Annotated in this window: 14 protein-coding genes; 4 read left to right on the top strand and 10 right to left on the bottom strand. The window is 39.3% G+C overall.

The window, feature by feature from the left end; translation table 11 throughout:
• Positions 1-33 precede the first annotated feature (33 nt).
• The 6 genes from ACFPYN_RS16890 to ACFPYN_RS16865 form a co-directional block, all read right to left on the bottom strand.
• Positions 34-651: a YczE/YyaS/YitT family protein gene (locus ACFPYN_RS16890; RefSeq protein WP_377735761.1), complete on the bottom strand. Its 618-nt coding sequence runs from the start codon at positions 649-651 to the stop codon at positions 34-36.
• 105 nt (positions 652-756) lie between these two features.
• Entirely contained in the window at positions 757-1,251 is a 495-nt protein-coding gene (gene ybaK / locus ACFPYN_RS16885) for a Cys-tRNA(Pro) deacylase (protein WP_377735759.1), read from the bottom strand.
• A gap of 125 nt (positions 1,252-1,376) precedes the next feature.
• Complete coding sequence (locus ACFPYN_RS16880) at positions 1,377-3,548, bottom strand: DNA topoisomerase III (protein WP_377735758.1); 2,172 nt, start codon at positions 3,546-3,548, stop codon at positions 1,377-1,379.
• A gap of 281 nt (positions 3,549-3,829) precedes the next feature.
• On the bottom strand, positions 3,830-4,393 hold the full coding sequence (locus tag ACFPYN_RS16875) for an NADPH-dependent FMN reductase (protein ID WP_377735757.1): 564 nt from the start codon (positions 4,391-4,393) through the stop codon (positions 3,830-3,832).
• An 86-nt stretch (positions 4,394-4,479) separates the two neighbouring features.
• A complete protein-coding gene (locus ACFPYN_RS16870; RefSeq protein WP_377735755.1) occupies positions 4,480-6,327 on the bottom strand; it encodes a cation:proton antiporter in 1,848 nt (615 codons plus the stop codon).
• 27 nt (positions 6,328-6,354) lie between these two features.
• A complete protein-coding gene (locus ACFPYN_RS16865) occupies positions 6,355-7,020 on the bottom strand; it encodes an NAD(P)H-binding protein (protein WP_377735882.1) in 666 nt (221 codons plus the stop codon).
• Between the two features lie 121 nt (positions 7,021-7,141).
• On the opposite strand from ACFPYN_RS16865, the gene ACFPYN_RS16860 reads away from it, so the two are divergent.
• From ACFPYN_RS16860 to ACFPYN_RS16850, 3 genes are read left to right on the top strand one after another with little or no spacing between them, the layout of a single operon-like run.
• Positions 7,142-8,164: a hypothetical protein gene (locus ACFPYN_RS16860; protein ID WP_377735753.1), complete on the top strand. Its 1,023-nt coding sequence runs from the start codon at positions 7,142-7,144 to the stop codon at positions 8,162-8,164.
• A gap of 46 nt (positions 8,165-8,210) precedes the next feature.
• Positions 8,211-8,393 (top strand): SE1832 family protein, encoded by a 183-nt coding sequence (locus ACFPYN_RS16855; protein WP_377735752.1) that lies wholly within the window; start codon positions 8,211-8,213, stop codon positions 8,391-8,393.
• A gap of 36 nt (positions 8,394-8,429) precedes the next feature.
• Positions 8,430-10,004, top strand: coding sequence for an ABC-F family ATP-binding cassette domain-containing protein (locus ACFPYN_RS16850; protein WP_377735750.1), 1,575 nt, complete (start codon positions 8,430-8,432; stop codon positions 10,002-10,004).
• Positions 10,005-10,051: 47 nt separating this feature from the next.
• Here the strand turns inward: ACFPYN_RS16850 and ACFPYN_RS16845 are convergent, their stop codons facing one another.
• The 4 genes from ACFPYN_RS16845 to ACFPYN_RS16830 form a co-directional block, all read right to left on the bottom strand.
• Positions 10,052-10,183, bottom strand: coding sequence for a hypothetical protein (locus ACFPYN_RS16845; RefSeq protein WP_377735888.1), 132 nt, complete (start codon positions 10,181-10,183; stop codon positions 10,052-10,054).
• 326 nt (positions 10,184-10,509) lie between these two features.
• On the bottom strand, positions 10,510-11,964 hold the full coding sequence (locus ACFPYN_RS16840; RefSeq protein ID WP_377735749.1) for a phospholipase D family protein: 1,455 nt from the start codon (positions 11,962-11,964) through the stop codon (positions 10,510-10,512).
• Between the two features lie 313 nt (positions 11,965-12,277).
• Entirely contained in the window at positions 12,278-12,823 is a 546-nt protein-coding gene (locus tag ACFPYN_RS16835; protein WP_377735748.1) for an RNA polymerase sigma factor, read from the bottom strand.
• 303 nt (positions 12,824-13,126) lie between these two features.
• Positions 13,127-14,380 carry a hemolysin family protein gene (locus ACFPYN_RS16830; protein WP_377735747.1) on the bottom strand — a complete coding sequence of 418 codons (1,254 nt, stop codon included), beginning with the start codon at positions 14,378-14,380 and terminating at the stop codon, positions 13,127-13,129.
• Between the two features lie 165 nt (positions 14,381-14,545).
• Between ACFPYN_RS16830 and ACFPYN_RS16825 the strand changes: the two genes are divergently transcribed.
• Entirely contained in the window at positions 14,546-15,943 is a 1,398-nt protein-coding gene (locus ACFPYN_RS16825) for a dipeptidase (RefSeq protein WP_377735746.1), read from the top strand.
• Positions 15,944-16,055 lie beyond the last annotated feature (112 nt).

Below are 16,055 nucleotides of genomic sequence, written 5' to 3'. Positions count from 1 at the left end.
TACTATATGAAAGGGAGAGTTAAAACATGTCTATTAAGGAGTTAAAACCGTTAATTTCGCAATCCAATTCCTTGAAATATTTAACGTGAAATGAACGATATAACCAAGTGTTAATGCAACGATTATTGTTCCAATACCAACTGGACCTCCTAGAAGCCAACCAAGTAAGGCAACCACTATTTCAAGCAAAGTACGGACTCGTTTCACGGTCCAACCAGTTTTTTCTACGAGGATAAGCATGAGTGAGTCACGAGGTCCTGCTCCAATATTTGATGCAATATACATTCCAACACCAAATCCCATTATCCCTACTCCACTAACAAAGAAGATGGTTTGCACAACGGGACTTGATACAACTGGCATTATCCATAGAAATAAATCTGTGAACAAGCCCACTAAAATCATATTTAACCACGTGCCAATAGGCGGCCAACGCTTCGAGTAAAGCGAAGTACCAAGCACGAGTAGTAAGCCGGTTCCAATCGACCACATTCCGATTGTTAATCCAAAATTTTCAAATAAGCCTACATGTAAAACATCCCACGGAGCTATACCTAGTAATTTCCCTCTTATCGTCAAGGCAATTCCCAGTGCTAAGAACATCATTCCACCGATAAAAAAGCTCCAACGTATGTAAAAATTTTTTGTCATGTTAAAAACGCCTTCTTTCCACAAAAAATCCACTCATGCATAGCATGAATGGATTTGAATCCTTTAATTATAGTATATCAGTCCATGTTATTCGTAAATCGAAATTTAGTTCTGTCTTGTTAACGAGTCGAAAACACCGTGTGTACATGACAATAGATCACTTGGTGCTAAATGAATCTGCATGCCGATTTTCCCTGCACTTACAATCATGGTATCTAGCTCTTTTGCGGATTCATCAATAAACGTCGGATACAACTTTTTCATGCCAAGTGGCGAACACCCTCCACGAATATATCCAGTTAGTCCAAGTAGATCTTTTACAGCAAGCATATCAATTTTCTTTTCCCCCGCTGCTTTCGCCGCAGATTTCAAATTCAGTTCTTGGGCAACAGGAACTAAAAAGACAAATACTTTTCCTGGTCCCGCAGTTGCGACAAGTGTCTTAAAAACTTTTTCAACAGGTTGTTGAATTTTTTGCGCCACTGAAACACCATCGACTAGCCCATCAGACACTTCATACTCAAACAATTCATAGCCGATATTTTGTTGATCAAGCAAGCGCACTGCATTCGTTTTTGCTGGTTTTGCCGACTTTGCCATAGACATATCCTCGTTTCATTAGAAAAGTGAAGGCGCATCTGTAGCTCATCATTTGCTAGAAGGACGAGCTACAGGGTCCCGAGAGATGACGCATGAAGCAAGACAAATTTCTATCAAAATTATCTCTAGTCCTTATTCAATAACTTATTCAAAGCCTCAGCCATCGCTGTATTTTCCGGCTCATCTTGTTGTTTCAAGAATTTCTGTACGTCTTTCTTATTAGCTTTTGCACCACCTGAAGATTCACGACGTTTTTCAAAGGCAGATAATTTTTCTCGATGTCCACATTTACAAACAAACAGTTTACCATCACCTTCACCACGCATTTCCAAACGTTTGTGACACACTGGGCAACGTGCATTAGTTTGCATGGACACTGATTTTTTGTAGCCACATTCACGGTCTTGACATACGAGCATTTTCCCACGCTTGCCATTTACTTCAAGTAAATTCTTGCCACATGTCGGACATGTCTTGCCTGTGACATTGTCATGCTTATACTTTTGATCACTTTGTTTAATTTCAGATACAACTGTTTTCGAAAACAGTACCATTTCTTTCATAAATTGCTCTTTCTTCAACGTACCTTTAGCAATTTTCGTTAATTTTTGTTCCCACTCCCCAGTTAAGGAAGGTGACTTCAAATCCTCAGGAACCAATTCTAAAAGCTGTTTCCCTTTAGATGTTGTATGAATATCTTTGCCTTTCTTTTCAATGACAAAGCTATTAAATAACTTTTCGATAATATCCGCACGCGTAGCTACGGTACCAAGTCCACCTGTTTCCACCGCCATTTGGATGATATCTTTTGATTCCCCTGCCATAAATGAAGAGGGATTTTCCATCGCCGCTAACAAGGTTCCTTCGTTAAAACGTGCAGGAGGTTTTGTTTCTCCCTGCGTCATCGTGATGGCACGAATTTCAATCGTGTCTCCTTTTTGAACGGGTGGTAATGTACTTTCTGATGTGTCATCTTTATCTTGTTGATAGACGCGTTTCCAACCTTCATCACGAACAGTCTTTCCTTTTGCAGTGAAGTTTTCACCGTTAACTTCAAGCGTAATGACAGTTTGATCATAGGCATGAGGTGGCAAAAAGACTGCTAAAAATCGTTTGACAATCATGTCATATAATTTACGTTCTTTATCTGATAAATTCTGTAACACTGGCGATTCTTCTGTTGGAATAATCGCATGATGATCGCTAACACGCGCATCATCAATTACACCTTTTTGAGGTTGAATAGTACTTGAACGTAAAATGCTGTTTGTCGCTGCTCGATAAGGCTGCAAATCGACCGCTTTAATTCGATCAATTAACGTCGACTTCATATCACTTGATAAATGCTTCGAGTCTGTACGCGGATAGGTCACCACTTTATGACGCTCGTATAATCCTTGCAAGGTTGATAATGTTTCTTTTGCTGACCAACCAAACAGACGATGCCCTTCTTTTTGAAGTTCCGTCAAATCAAATAATGGAGGAGCAGGCTGTTTCTTTGGTGTCGTTTGAATAGAAGAAATCTTGCCCTCTTTATTAGTGTCTAATTTTTTAAGAACTTGCTCGACTTGTTCTTTATTAAAATTGCTCGTTTGATTGTTTGGACCAAATGACCACGTATAATTCGCTTCATTCGTCAGCGCTTGTAAACCATAAAAAGGTTTAGATGTGAAATCACTAATTTGTTTTTCACGTGTGGCAATCATCGCTAGAGTTGGCGTTTGCACACGTCCAGTCGATAATTGAGCGTTATATTTCACGGTCAATGCACGTGTCGCGTTAATGCCAACCACCCAGTCCGCTTCCGCTCTTGCAACAGCCGCTTCAAATAAATGTTCATAGGCACGTCCGTCTTTTAATTCACGGAAACCTTTTTGAATGGCTTGGTCTGTGACGGAAGATATCCATAATCGCTTAATGGGTTTCTTGGTTTTGGCTTTGTCTAAAATCCAACGAGCGACAAGCTCCCCTTCACGCCCTGCATCGGTTGCAATAATGATTTCATTTACATCGGATCGATTCAGTTGTGCTTTCACGGCGTTAAATTGTTTCATCGTTTGTTTAATTGGTACGAGTTTAAATGGCTGAGGTAATATCGGCAAATCCTCAAGTTTCCATTCTTTAAAGCTGTTATCGTATTGTTCTGGATCAGCATGAGTAACTAAGTGTCCGAGTGCCCATGTCACAATATATTGTGTTCCTTCTAAAAAGCCATTTCCTTTTTTATGACAACCGAGGACGCGAGCAATATCGCGTGCTACGGATGGTTTTTCTGCAAGTACTACTGATTTTGACAAATTGGCCGCCCCTCTCTTCTGTAAGTTCCATTATAACGGAAAGTGAATCGATTCTAAAATGAATCGATGGCATTGCTGTTGTTGGGTGATGTCTTATCAGCGGATTTTTGTTGTCTATCGGCGGTTCTTTGTCGACTATCGGCGGTTAACGGGATTCTATAAGCGCTTGCTTGTCGACTATCAGCGGTTAGCACGATTCTATGAGCGAATCACTCTAAAATCAACTAATTCCCAACAAAAAACCACTTCGCAAGCTCTTCGCGAAGTGGTCCATTAAGATTTTAATGTTTATCGATTGTTACTTTTGATAGATGTGTGCTCATTTCTGCGTACTGCACAAATACTCGTGCTAGTTCACGTAGGCGATCATGCACATCTTCATCAATGATAACGTTGCCTTCTCCAAAATGACTGCTTGTCGTATACACATAGTTCGGTGTTACGAGGCAACGGAAGTAATTTAGGATTGGCTTCAATTGGTTTTCAATAACTAAGTGATGTTGAAACGTCCCACCATTTGCGACAATGGAAACTGGTTTGTAGCGCATGGTACGAGGGTGCAATAAATCAAAAGCGTTTTTCAAGACACCTGGAATGGACCCTTGGAAAATGGGTGTTGCTAACACGTAACCATCCGCTTCTTCAAACTTACGGACAAGGAGGCGCATATCATCGTTGTATTCGCCAAGTGGTCGACCATCCACAAACTGATGTTGAAAATCAGCTAGTTTCATGATTTCCAAATCTAACTCGCTATTTAGTTGTTCAATATATACTTTCACTTGGTCGAGAATCGCCCCTGTTTTAGAGCCAATAATTGTCCCATCTATAAGTAAAATTTTCATCGTCATCCTCCTAAACGCTATCCTCTTCTTATTGTATCAAAAAGAAGAGGATCGCCCTAAGCACACATGCTCTGAAAGACTTAAGTTCATTCTTTAGGCTGAGATTGTTTTGCGCGGTCTGCTTCAATCCGCTCTTGAACTTTCGCTTTTTCCTTTGTTGGTGGGGTCAAACTAACGACTGTATCTCCAGAGCCTGCGAGAACTTCATGATTGGCTGTGTAAAATTCAAGCTTACCATTTTCCTTCATCACATATAAAAGCAACGTGTCTTCTTCACGATCTCGTAAGTATTGGGTATACGAGTATTGATTGGTAATTAAAGTTTTACGAATAATTTGACCTTTTACAACCCGCTCATTCAACTGATAAATGGTCTCTTTTTGATTAAACAATATGCGTCCACCAAGTGATTGGTGGAAATCGTTAGCATCTCCTTGATGTAGTGCTGTCTGAAATAATGATTTACGTCCCAATTCGGGTACGAAGTTCGAGCATACAAGTGCGTTGTAGGAATCTACTTCAGTTGCAGCAATCATCAATGGATAAGGCGTCAAATCAACTTTGTACTCCGTTTGTTCAGAAAGAATTTCTCCCACCTGGGAATTCAATCCTAATTTCCGCGCTTCACTTAAGTGTTCAAAAGAATTGTCCATAATCAGAACTTGATGTTGTAAATCATGAAGCGATTTCGCTAATTCTGTAGTAAATCGATTGCCACCGACTATTAATACGCCTGGGCTTTCAGAGGCCACTAAATTCAATTTTTTCGCTACCCAACTAATTGAAAATCCATGTGCTACCACTGTCGAAAAGGCGAGGGCAAATGTTAAAGCGATTAAAATATCTGCATCTTCATAACCCTTTTCTAACATGACGTTGGCAAAATAACCTGATACCGTTAGCGCCACTATCCCTCTAGGAGCAATCCAACCAATCAATGTCTTTTCCTTATTCGTCAAATCTGTACCGATTGTCGATAACCATATGGATAAAGGACGCACGATAAACAGCATGGCAGCTACAAATATGATAATTCTCCAATCAAGAATTCTCGTTAGCGTTTGAAGATTTAATGAAGCTGTCAGCATGACAAAAATACTTGAAATCAATAACACTGAAATATTTTCTTTAAAATGCCTCATGTCTTTTATCGAAGCAATATGCATATTCGCCATGGTCATTCCCATTGCAGTAACAGCAAGCAAACCCGTTTCATGCATGATTTCATCGGACAACACAAACGTCAATAAGACAACTGCGAAGACCATTGGAGATTTTAAAAATTCAGGTACATTCCCACTTTCAAACATCCAGCCAAGAACTCGACCAGCTGCAAATCCTAACAATGCGGCAAATAAAGATGCAGCAAAGAAAATAAGCAATGCTTTTAGCGTCACTTCATCATTAATAAATTGAATACATTCAAAAGCAAAAACAGCTAAAAGAGCGCCAAATGGATCGACGACAATTCCTTCCCATTTTAAAATAGCGGCTGGTTTCGGCTTAAGTTTTGCTTGTCGAAGTAAAGGAAGAATCACTGTTGGTCCTGTCACAATGAACAATCCACCAATGACAAAGGCGACGGCCCATGACAGTCCAGCTAAATAATGCGCGGCTAGGGACCCCGCAATCCATGCGATAAAAGCACCCAAGGTCACGATTCTAAAAAGAGGTTTGTTAAATCCACGGATTTCTCTGAAATCTAAGTTTAAACTTCCTTCAAAAAGGATGATGGCTACTGCTAGAGAAATAATTGGACCGAATAAATCGCCAAAGCTATCTTGCGGATTAATAAATCCAAGAATCGGACCCACTAACAAACCCGCAATGGACATAAGTACAATCGCTGGCATCCTAAAACGCCAAGCTAACCACTGTGAAGCAATTCCTAAAAAAATGACGAACATTAAATCAAATAAGAGCGAATCGAACATGGAATCACCTCAATACTATTTTGCTACTTATTTCACTTCTTCAATCGTCTCTGATTCATAAATCGCTACTGTTCTAGAAGGTGTTTCTACTGCTTTTTGCATCATGGCAAAAGCCACTTGCTTAGCTTCTATAGCCCGGTATTTCTTCAACGGTCCTATGAAGTAGGATTTTAACACCTTCATAGCCATTGCCCCAAAGCGTTCCCCTAAACGAAATTCTTGTCGCTCCCCTGTCAATAAAGACGGCCTAAATATGGATACATGTGGAAGTTTCAAATCGGAAATTTGTTCCTCCATCTTTCCTTTTATTCGATTGTAATAGACTGATGATTTTGGATTTGCACCCATCGCTGAAATGACAAGCATATGTTGTGCGCCTTGAGCTTGTGCATGTTTCCCCATTTGAACAGGCGCTATTAAATCGACTTGCTCAAAGGCATCTTTAGATCCAGCTTTTTTCATGGTAGACCCTAAACAACAAAAGAAATCATCTACCCCTTCAAAATCATTGGTCGTTACTTGATCTAGATTCTTAATTTTTATTGTTAATTTAGGATTGCTATACGAAATTGCTTGGCGGACAATGATCGTTACTTTTTCGTAAGCTTCGTTTTCACAAAGAAACTTGACGAGATGTGAACCTGTAAGTCCTGTTGCACCTGCCACTAACGCTGTTCTGTTCTCCACGATCATCACTCCCTTCTCAAATCCTAGTTGTTTAAGTTTACCATATGAATGGTCAAATTCTGAACAATTACTCATACAGAGGGCTTACTTCCCATACGTTAAATAGAAGATGAAAGGTGGGAATGAAATGAGCAACCAAATTCAGCAAAAAACCATTTTATTTACGATTGGACGTGCGGGCTATCCTGTCACGAGATGTATACAAATTGCTAAGTTACTAGCATCTCATCGCATTCTATTTGCAGCTCCTGAAAAACAAACAGTAGTTCTTCAAAAGCTGGATCAACAGGGGTTTGCCCCTCTCTCATATGCACGAAAAGCTGATTTGAAGAAGCTCTTGCAAGAATATGAACCTGATGTGGTCATTTCGGATGGTTGTGATACTGATATTGATGAAGGGAAATTACTATCGTCACTGGTTCCAGTTACCCTACACTTTGACGATTTTGGTGAGGGTGGTAAAGCCGCTACACGTGTAGTTCACTCGCTTTACCATGAAGATCGTGAGCCAGTACCTTCTCATTATGTTGTCGGCCCCTCTGCATTTGTCGTTCCAGACGAATTAGAGCCTTATGCAAATTCTGGTTTAAAAACAGCCCCAGCACTTCCTCTCCCTCATGTCGTGGTGACATTTGCAGATGATGATGCAGATAATTTGTCTTATCGTACATTGCGTCATTTATTACATCTACAAATCCCTCTTGCGATTACAGTGGCTCTACATTCAAGTTATCCGCATAGTCGTGATGACTTGAAACTAATGGCTTTAGGACGCAAGCAAACTCGGATTGTTGATTGTGATGACCCGATACAACTTATAAGTGAATCTGATTTAGTCATTTGCGATGCAAGCTATACTCCTTATTTCGTAGCAGTAATTGGCAAGCCTTGTATTGTCGTTGCGGAAGATGAAAAAGAAGCACAACATGCTTTTCCTAAAGAAGCGAATGGCTTTATCTATTTGGGCCTTGGCCGCAAGTTGAAACAATCCCATTTGCAAAACGCCGTAATGGAGACTATTCTTCATCCAAACCGCAGTGTACGAGCAATTAAAAAGCAATTGTCGTTAAAATTGTCTTTGAATAATTCGAATATGCAACGTTTTTTAGAAAAAATCATTCAAGAAGAAGCACGTGAAATCACCAAATAATCCAATCTTGTGGTACAATAGTAGTTAAAAGAGGAGTTTCTCTTATATGACTTCACAAGAAATTCAAGCTCAAATTGCTGAATTAAAAATGGATTATACACGTTTGCAAGGCGACATGGAAAAGTTAGAATCCACTGGTCACCCCGGTATGATTGAACAAGCCGAGCAACGTTTAGGAAATATGGAAGTACAACTCGCAGAACTAAACAAAAAGCTCGCGGCGCTGTAACAGGCCTGCGAGTTTTCTTTATGGAGGAATGGAATCATGGCATTATTAACAGTTGATAATTTAGGTCACACATTTGGTGACCGTACACTATTTAAAGACGTATCATTTCGCTTAATCGAAGGTGAACACGTTGGACTAGTTGGGGCAAACGGCGTTGGGAAATCTACCTTAATGAGCATTATTACTGGAGAAATCATTTATGATTCAGGCAAAGTCGAATGGCTTCCAGGGACTCATTACGGATATTTGGATCAACATACTCGTTTAGAACAAGGTCGTTCAATGCGTGATACTTTAAGCGATGCATTCTTACCGCTTTATAAAAAAGAAGCAGAAATGAATGAAATCACGAGCAAAATGGGTGACGCATCACCAGAAGAATTAGAAGAATTACTCGAGCAAATGGCTGATATTCAAGACGCTTTAGATGCTGGTGATTTTTATACACTTGATATGAAAATCGAAGAAGTAGCCCGTGGTCTTGGCTTAGATGCTGTTGGATTAGAGCGAGAAGTATCTGCTCTTTCAGGTGGTCAACGTACGAAAGTATTACTAGCTAAATTGCTTCTCGAAAAACCAAAAGTATTGCTACTAGATGAGCCTACCAACTATTTAGATGAAGAGCATATTGGGTGGTTAACGAATTATTTGAAAAATTATCCACACGCATTCTTACTTATTTCACATGATACAGAATTCATGAGTGGGATCGTTGATGTTATTTTCCAATTGGAGTTTTCAAAGTTATCTCGATTTACAGCTACTTATGAAAAATTCCTCGAACTTGCTGAAATGAACAAACGTCAGCATGTCGATGCTTATGAGAAGCAACAAGATTTCATTAAGAAGCAGGAAGACTTTATCGCTAAAAACAAAGCGCGTTACTCTACAACAGGTCGTGCCAAGTCTCGTCAGAAGCAACTCGACCGTATAGAGCGCATTGATAAACCTGAAACTGCAGCTAAGCCTCAATTTGGTTTTAAAGAGTCTCGTAGTCCAAGTCGCTATGTAGTTGAAGCAGAAAATTTAGTCATTGGTTATGACAAAGCGTTGTTACCTCCTTTATCGTTTACGATTGAGCGCGGAGAAAAGATTGCCCTTGTCGGTATGAACGGTGTTGGTAAATCTACTTTACTAAAAACGATGCTAGGCAAAGTTCCTGCACTAGGCGGAAGTGTTAGACGTGGAGATTTCTTAACTACCTCTTACTTCGAACAAGAAGTTAAGGCAGACAATGTGACACCTATTGAAGAGATTTGGAAAACGTATCCGAGTATGGAACAAAATCAAGTTCGAGGTGCTTTAGCACGTACTGGCTTGAAAAACGAACATATTTCACGCCCAATGAAAAGCTTAAGTGGTGGTGAGCAAGCCAAAGTTCGTCTTTGTAAATTGATGATGGAAGAAAGTAACTGGATGCTTTTTGATGAGCCGACAAACCATTTAGATATACATGCAAAAGAAGAACTAAAACGTGCCATGTCTGAATATAAAGGCACTATAGTGTTAGTAAGCCATGAACCTGATTTTTATGAAGGCTTAGCAACGAAAGTCTGGAACGTTGAAGATTGGTTCCAAACTGGAGTGCCAGTAGACGATACACAAGAATAGGTAAAAGGAAAAGCCGCTGATGCTCAGCGGCTTTTTTGTGGATTTCTTTAATTTAGGGCTAAGTTAAAAGAGAAGTCGACAAGTTCATTGATTTGACGAATCATATTATCTTTTGGCGCATCTAAATCGTAAATCGGCATAAATGGACTTAGCTTTATAGATTCTTGATTGGAAATCAACGGGACACCACCTGATATTAATGCAAGTATTATACAACAAAAACAAGCAATCTTTTCCTCGACAAATTGAGGGAAGAATTGCTTGTTTAGATTGAAAAGCCGACACATTCTGTTAGGTTTTGAATAGATAAAGGAACCTCACCTTTTTTAGATGAAAGAAAATATATTTACAAGTGATTGTAGTGAAAGGCGGCGACTCCAGCGGGAAAAGCGAGTCCAAGTGAGACCCCGCAGGCGCTTGCGACGAGGAGGCTCACGGACCGCCCGCGGAAAGCGTCCGCCTGAAACGGAAATCACCTGCACCCTTAGCGCAGGGTTTCTCAATATTAATAAGTCGTTACCTTAATGGCTTTTTGGAATGTGTAAATCCATCGTTGCCACCATGTATATTCATCTTGGAACTCTTCTATGTCCAAAGTATACATGGCATCTTCATTGTTCCAAAGACGTTCGAAGTACTCTTCCATTTCTACAGCCAGCTCACTGTCATTCGGTGCAATGACTCGTAGATTAGCCTCAAGGTTATAATCGTCAAGCGTTCGGTCTGTATAATTTCCTGAGCCACTTGAAATAATAGTGTGTTCATCTGTCTGAATCCAAATAGCTTTCGAATGGTACTGTCCGATTACGGCATTGTACCAACGAACATTAATCTTTCCGTTCGAATCTTCCACCAACTCTTGAACCACTGGACGATTCGGCAGGCCGGATTTTTCTTGACCAAATGAATTTTCATTTGGATCTAGTACCATATTAACTTCAACTCCACGATTCGCAGCATCGATTATAGCATTTACAATGTCACGCTTAGCGATGAAGAACATGCCAAGCCAAATCTTATCGCCATCTTTGGTTTCAGCCAAATCAGAAAGCAAAGCATCCAAAATCTTTTTCTCTGTTACATACTGAACTTCGTATTGCCCTTCTACCTCTTCCACTTCTGCTCGGGGAAGTTTAGGTCCACCAGAATATAAGGAAACGGCTTCTTCAGCCTCTAAAATATCGTTTATAACAGGTCCTGTTAATTTCAATGCAATATTCCCGTGGAAACCACTCGCATCGTGTGGATTTGATGAGGTCACCATGGCTTCTTTTTCCGTCACTATTGCTTTTCGATGATTTGCTTTTATGTTTAGTAATGTCATATACGAAGCGATTGTCATTTTAGGCGCTTCGCTTGCTGTAGCATTTGCAATCCAACCTTCTCCACCGATATCAAACCATTGAAAAAGCGTTCGGTATATACCAGAATATATTGGTGTGGAATCTCTCAAGGAGTCCAAGTCAGTATAGACAATTTCAACTCCAGCATCTCGCATTTTTTTAAACCATTCATTTTCAAATGAACCGTATCCACGATTAAGCGGATCGGTAATAAAAACTACGGGCATGTCAGGATTTTCTTTCTTCTTATCTGCTAATTTTGTGGATAAAGTGTCCGCAATTTTAGGGAAATCCTCTTTTTCATCGTAATAACCGTCTAATAAGAAAAAGTCGACAACAACAAAGTCCTCTGCCTCTTCAATCATGGTATATACGGCATCAAAAATGTTGTTTTCATGGACCATTCCCTTGCCTTCTTTATCTTGTGAATACGTCAAATCCGTAATCATTTCTATCGTTTCTGTTTTATGTAATTTGCCTTCATATGAAACGCCTTTTGGTAGTGGCTTAAATGTATGCCACATGATAGCAGCTATATAAATAAGTGCAAAGATCCCTAAAGAAGCTATGATAATACGTTTTTTCTTGCTCCAGTTATTGCGAGGCTTGTTGGCCATACGCTTTTCCCCCTTGTGAATACCCCTGTTTTATCTCCGTATTCCCTTGTTTCTAAATGCACAAACCGTATTAGATGGTGTATTGAAAAAATTTATTGAAGTTGAGGTATCTATTTAAATTATAACTAGATTCGTCATAATAGGTTATCTCTTCTTTTATAGTTTTCAGACGTGAACCGATATTTTTCAGACGTCGATGCCCTTTTTTCAGACGTCATAAGCATTTTTTCAGACGTGAATGCCAAAAAGTCCGACTGAGCCTCCGCTCACCTTATAAATTCAAAAAATCACAGTCGCAAGGACTGTGATTTCATTATGCTGGTAGATATTCAACAGCAGCTGTATCTGCTATCATCATTTCTTTTAAACGTTGTTTCGCTCTAAAGAGACGAGACTTAACCGTTCCAATGGATACTTTCATCAAATCGGCAATTTCAATAAGTGAGTATTGGTATACATAGAAATATAAGACCGTCGTTTTATAAATGCCATCAAGCTCTGCAATTTTCAGTTGCACCATTTGAGATAAATCGTCTTTTTCCAAAATATCTTCGGCAGTTAGTGAATCACTTGGAAATAAATCAAGCACTGGAACATCTAATTGATCAGGTTGATTTAATATGTGTTTGCTACGACGAACCGTTTTGCGATAGCGATCGCGAAATGTGTTCATACAAATCGTTGTTAACCAAGCTTTTAAATGATCCACATCTTTCACGTATGCTTCGTAACGCACTACTTTCATCCAAACTTCTTGCATTAAATCTTCTGCTTCCGTTTGGTTGCGTGTCAATTTTAAACATAAGTGATATATATAACGATGATATTCCTCGTACACTTGCTCTATTTGTCCGTTCATCCGAAATGTCCTCCGTTCGATTCTTGCTGATGCTTTTATTTTGCCAAAAACGAACCTTACGCTCTATCGTATTCACTTTCAAATTAATTACAAACGTGTAAGAAAGAAAAGTGTAACAGGGGGAGTAAGGGTGACACCGGCGCTAGAAGACAGGAATCGGAACATGAGTGAAAGGCATTAAAACTTCAACAAAAGTGATTATATCAAAACGAACGGGAATAAACGCCCCTCCCTTTAAGCAATCACTAACCTATTATTTATTCTATTTGTAGAACTCTTAAGACAGAAAAAAAGTGCTGATGACTATTCGTCATTCAGCACTTCTTCGTTTTCTTTTATGGTAATAGTTAATTGTAAGATGCGATTGCGGTCCATTTCATTTACTTCAAAATGAAGTTTTTCATAACTGAACTGCTCACCCGTTTCCGGCATATGTCCTAATTGTTGGAGAACAAATCCGCCAATTGTATCGTGATCATTTGGAATTTTAACTTTGAACATTTCGTTTACGTCTTCAATTTCTAGTCGACCATGACAAATGAGACGATTTTCAGTCATTTCATAAACTAAAATATCTTCATCTTCATCAGATTCATCTTCTATTTCTTGGCCAATCATTTCTTCAATAATATCTTCATGCGTTACAATTCCAAGTGTACCACCATATTCATCGAGGACAATTGCCATATGTTTTTTCTTAGTAAGCATTTGTTTAAATACTTTCTCAACACTAACAGATTGGACGACGAACAATGGGTCTTTGTCTATTAAATCATGCATATCCATCGTTGGATCCATTGACCATTCGATAAATGTTTTCGAATAAAACATACCGACAATATGGTCCATACTATCTTCATATACCGGGTAGCGCGTGTAATAATGTTCTAAAATAATATCGCGTACTTCATCATATGTAGCGTTAGTTGGAATACCGACTATTTCTGTACGGTGCGTTTCCAATACATCTTCTACGTCTTTATGCGGGAAATCTAAAACGCCTTTAAGTCGTTCAGACTCATCTTCTTTGAAGGTTCCTTCTGTTGATGCGATATCTACCATCGAACGCAGCTCTTCTTTAGTTAATGTTGCTTCCTTTACGGCACCTTTTGAAATAATGCGAATGAAGATATTTGTGAATTTCGCAATTAAGAAAGTAAGAGGACGTAAAAGTTGAACAAGAACTGAAATGATTGGTGCCACGATGTACGCTATTTTATCTGCAAACGTCACTGCGATTGTTTTTGGCAATACCTCACCAAAGATGATGATGATAATTGTCAAACCAGCCGTTGCTAGGGCAATATCCCAATCATATTTTAATGCGATTAGTGTCAATAATGTAGGCATGGCTATATTAACAATATTGTTTCCGATTAAAATTGTCGTAATCATGCGGTCCGGTTTCGCGATTAACATGAGAAGTTTTTGTGCCATCCTCTCTCCTTGTTCCGCGCGAAGCTGGACCTTCATCCTATTTACTGCAGTTAGTGCCGTTTCACTGCCTGAAAAGAAAGACGACAAGACTAAACTAATGGCCAAAGCTATAAATTCCATTAACGGTGTTTCCTCCTATATGAGTCAAAAAAAATCCGCTCAATTTCTAGTATTCATATCATACCATATTCCGAATTTACCTGTCCCTTTTGCCACTCTACAAAGTTTTAATAGATTTGTGCTATACTATTTCCATTCACGAAATTTTGCGAAAAGAGGGATTCGATGAGCCATTTACAAGCACTAAATAGTTATTTTGAATTGAACCGCGAAGAACATTTAAATGAATTAAAACAATTTTTGCGCATCCCAAGTGTCAGTGCATTATCTGATCATAAAACAGATATGTTAACTGCTGCTGAGTGGTTAGCTGCCTCATTGAAAAAAGCTGGTTTAGAAAATGTATCTATAGATGAAACGAAAGGTCATCCCGTTGTGTATGCAGATTGGTTGCATGCTGAAGGAAAGCCAACCATTTTAGTTTATGGTCATTACGACGTTCAACCAGTGGATCCCTTAAATTTATGGGAATCAGAGCCGTTTAATCCTCAAGTCCGCGACAACAAATTATTTGCACGCGGTGCCAGTGATGATAAAGGACAAGTTTACATGCATGTAAAAGCAATTGAGGCTTTATTCAAAACTGAAGGTTCTTTACCTGTTAATGTGAAATTCTGTATTGAAGGCGAAGAGGAAATTGGAAGTCCAAACTTGCCTGAGTATGTATTGGCTAATACTGAAAAACTTGCAGCTGATATCATTGTCATTTCAGATACGGGTATGCAAGGTCCAGGGAAACCTGCTGTATGTTATGGATTACGCGGTTTAGCTGGTGTTCAAATTCAAGTAAAAGGTGCGAAAAGCGACCTTCACTCTGGATTGTACGGCGGCGGTGTTCAAAACGCTATTCATGCTTTAGTAGAAGTACTTAATTCATTCCGTGATGCAGAAGGTACGATTCAAGTTGAAGGTTTCTATGACAATGTTCTTCCAGTTACAGAAGAAGAACGTGCTGCCTATGTTGCACTTGAATTTGACGAAGAAGCATTGAAAAGAGAATTAGGTGTAGAAGAGTTATTTGGTGAAAAAGGTTATACACATTTAGAGCGTACTTGGGTTCGTCCAACTTTAGAAGTTAACGGAGTTTTCGGTGGTTTCTCTGGTGAAGGGATTAAAACGGTACTCCCTGCTGATGCTGGCGCCAAAATCACGTGTCGCTTAGTTCCAAATCAAGATCCTGATGAAATCGTAGAGAAATTAAAAGCACATATTGAAAAACATAAACCAGTTGGGGTTTCAGTAGAAGTCACTGAGTTTGATAAAGGAAAACCATTTATTACGCCTTTCGATCATCCAGCTATTCAAGCAGCAGGTCGTTCATACGAAAAAGTATATAATGTACCTACTTCTTATGTACGCGGTGGCGGCTCTATTCCAATCGTGGCAGCATTTGATGAAATTTTAGGACTGCCTGTTGTCCTTATGGGCTTCGGATTAGCTTCGGAGAATTTCCATGCACCAAACGAGCATTTCCATTTAGAGAATTTTGACCAAGGTCTTCGAGTTATAGGCGATTACTATTATGAAATCGCTAAGTTTGCTCCACAAGATTTGAAGAAGTAAGTTTTAATTCGGACCTTTCTTTACAGAATGATAAGACTGAGTGATATTTTCTTAACTGTTGCAAATAGGTTTTCAGTGCGCTTTGGACGTTTCCTCTGCTGCACTATAAGCT

Origin of the sequence: Paenisporosarcina macmurdoensis, from assembly GCF_042658845.1 — a bacterium.
Taxonomy (GTDB): Bacteria; Bacillota; Bacilli; order Bacillales_A; family Planococcaceae; genus Paenisporosarcina; species Paenisporosarcina macmurdoensis.
The sequence above is the reverse complement of the archived record's forward strand: the minus strand, read 5'-3'. Positions and strand labels throughout refer to the sequence as shown.

Bases quoted from the DNA above. Each gene is read 5' to 3' on its own strand.
- ACFPYN_RS16890 (WP_377735761.1), bottom strand. From the start codon at position 651: ATGACAAAAAATTTTTACATACGTTGGAGCTTTTTTATCGGTGGAATG.
- ybaK (WP_377735759.1), bottom strand. From the start codon at position 1,251: ATGGCAAAGTCGGCAAAACCAGCAAAAACGAATGCAGTGCGCTTGCTT.
- ACFPYN_RS16855 (WP_377735752.1), top strand. From the start codon at position 8,211: ATGACTTCACAAGAAATTCAAGCTCAAATTGCTGAATTAAAAATGGAT.
- ACFPYN_RS16875 (WP_377735757.1), bottom strand. From the start codon at position 4,393: ATGAAAATTTTACTTATAGATGGGACAATTATTGGCTCTAAAACAGGG.
- ACFPYN_RS16835 (WP_377735748.1), bottom strand. From the start codon at position 12,823: ATGAACGGACAAATAGAGCAAGTGTACGAGGAATATCATCGTTATATA.
- ACFPYN_RS16860 (WP_377735753.1), top strand. From the start codon at position 7,142: ATGAGCAACCAAATTCAGCAAAAAACCATTTTATTTACGATTGGACGT.
- ACFPYN_RS16840 (WP_377735749.1), bottom strand. From the start codon at position 11,964: ATGGCCAACAAGCCTCGCAATAACTGGAGCAAGAAAAAACGTATTATC.
- ACFPYN_RS16870 (WP_377735755.1), bottom strand. From the start codon at position 6,327: ATGTTCGATTCGCTCTTATTTGATTTAATGTTCGTCATTTTTTTAGGA.
- ACFPYN_RS16830 (WP_377735747.1), bottom strand. From the start codon at position 14,380: ATGGAATTTATAGCTTTGGCCATTAGTTTAGTCTTGTCGTCTTTCTTT.
- ACFPYN_RS16865 (WP_377735882.1), bottom strand. From the start codon at position 7,020: ATGATCGTGGAGAACAGAACAGCGTTAGTGGCAGGTGCAACAGGACTT.
- ACFPYN_RS16825 (WP_377735746.1), top strand. From the start codon at position 14,546: ATGAGCCATTTACAAGCACTAAATAGTTATTTTGAATTGAACCGCGAA.
- ACFPYN_RS16850 (WP_377735750.1), top strand. From the start codon at position 8,430: ATGGCATTATTAACAGTTGATAATTTAGGTCACACATTTGGTGACCGT.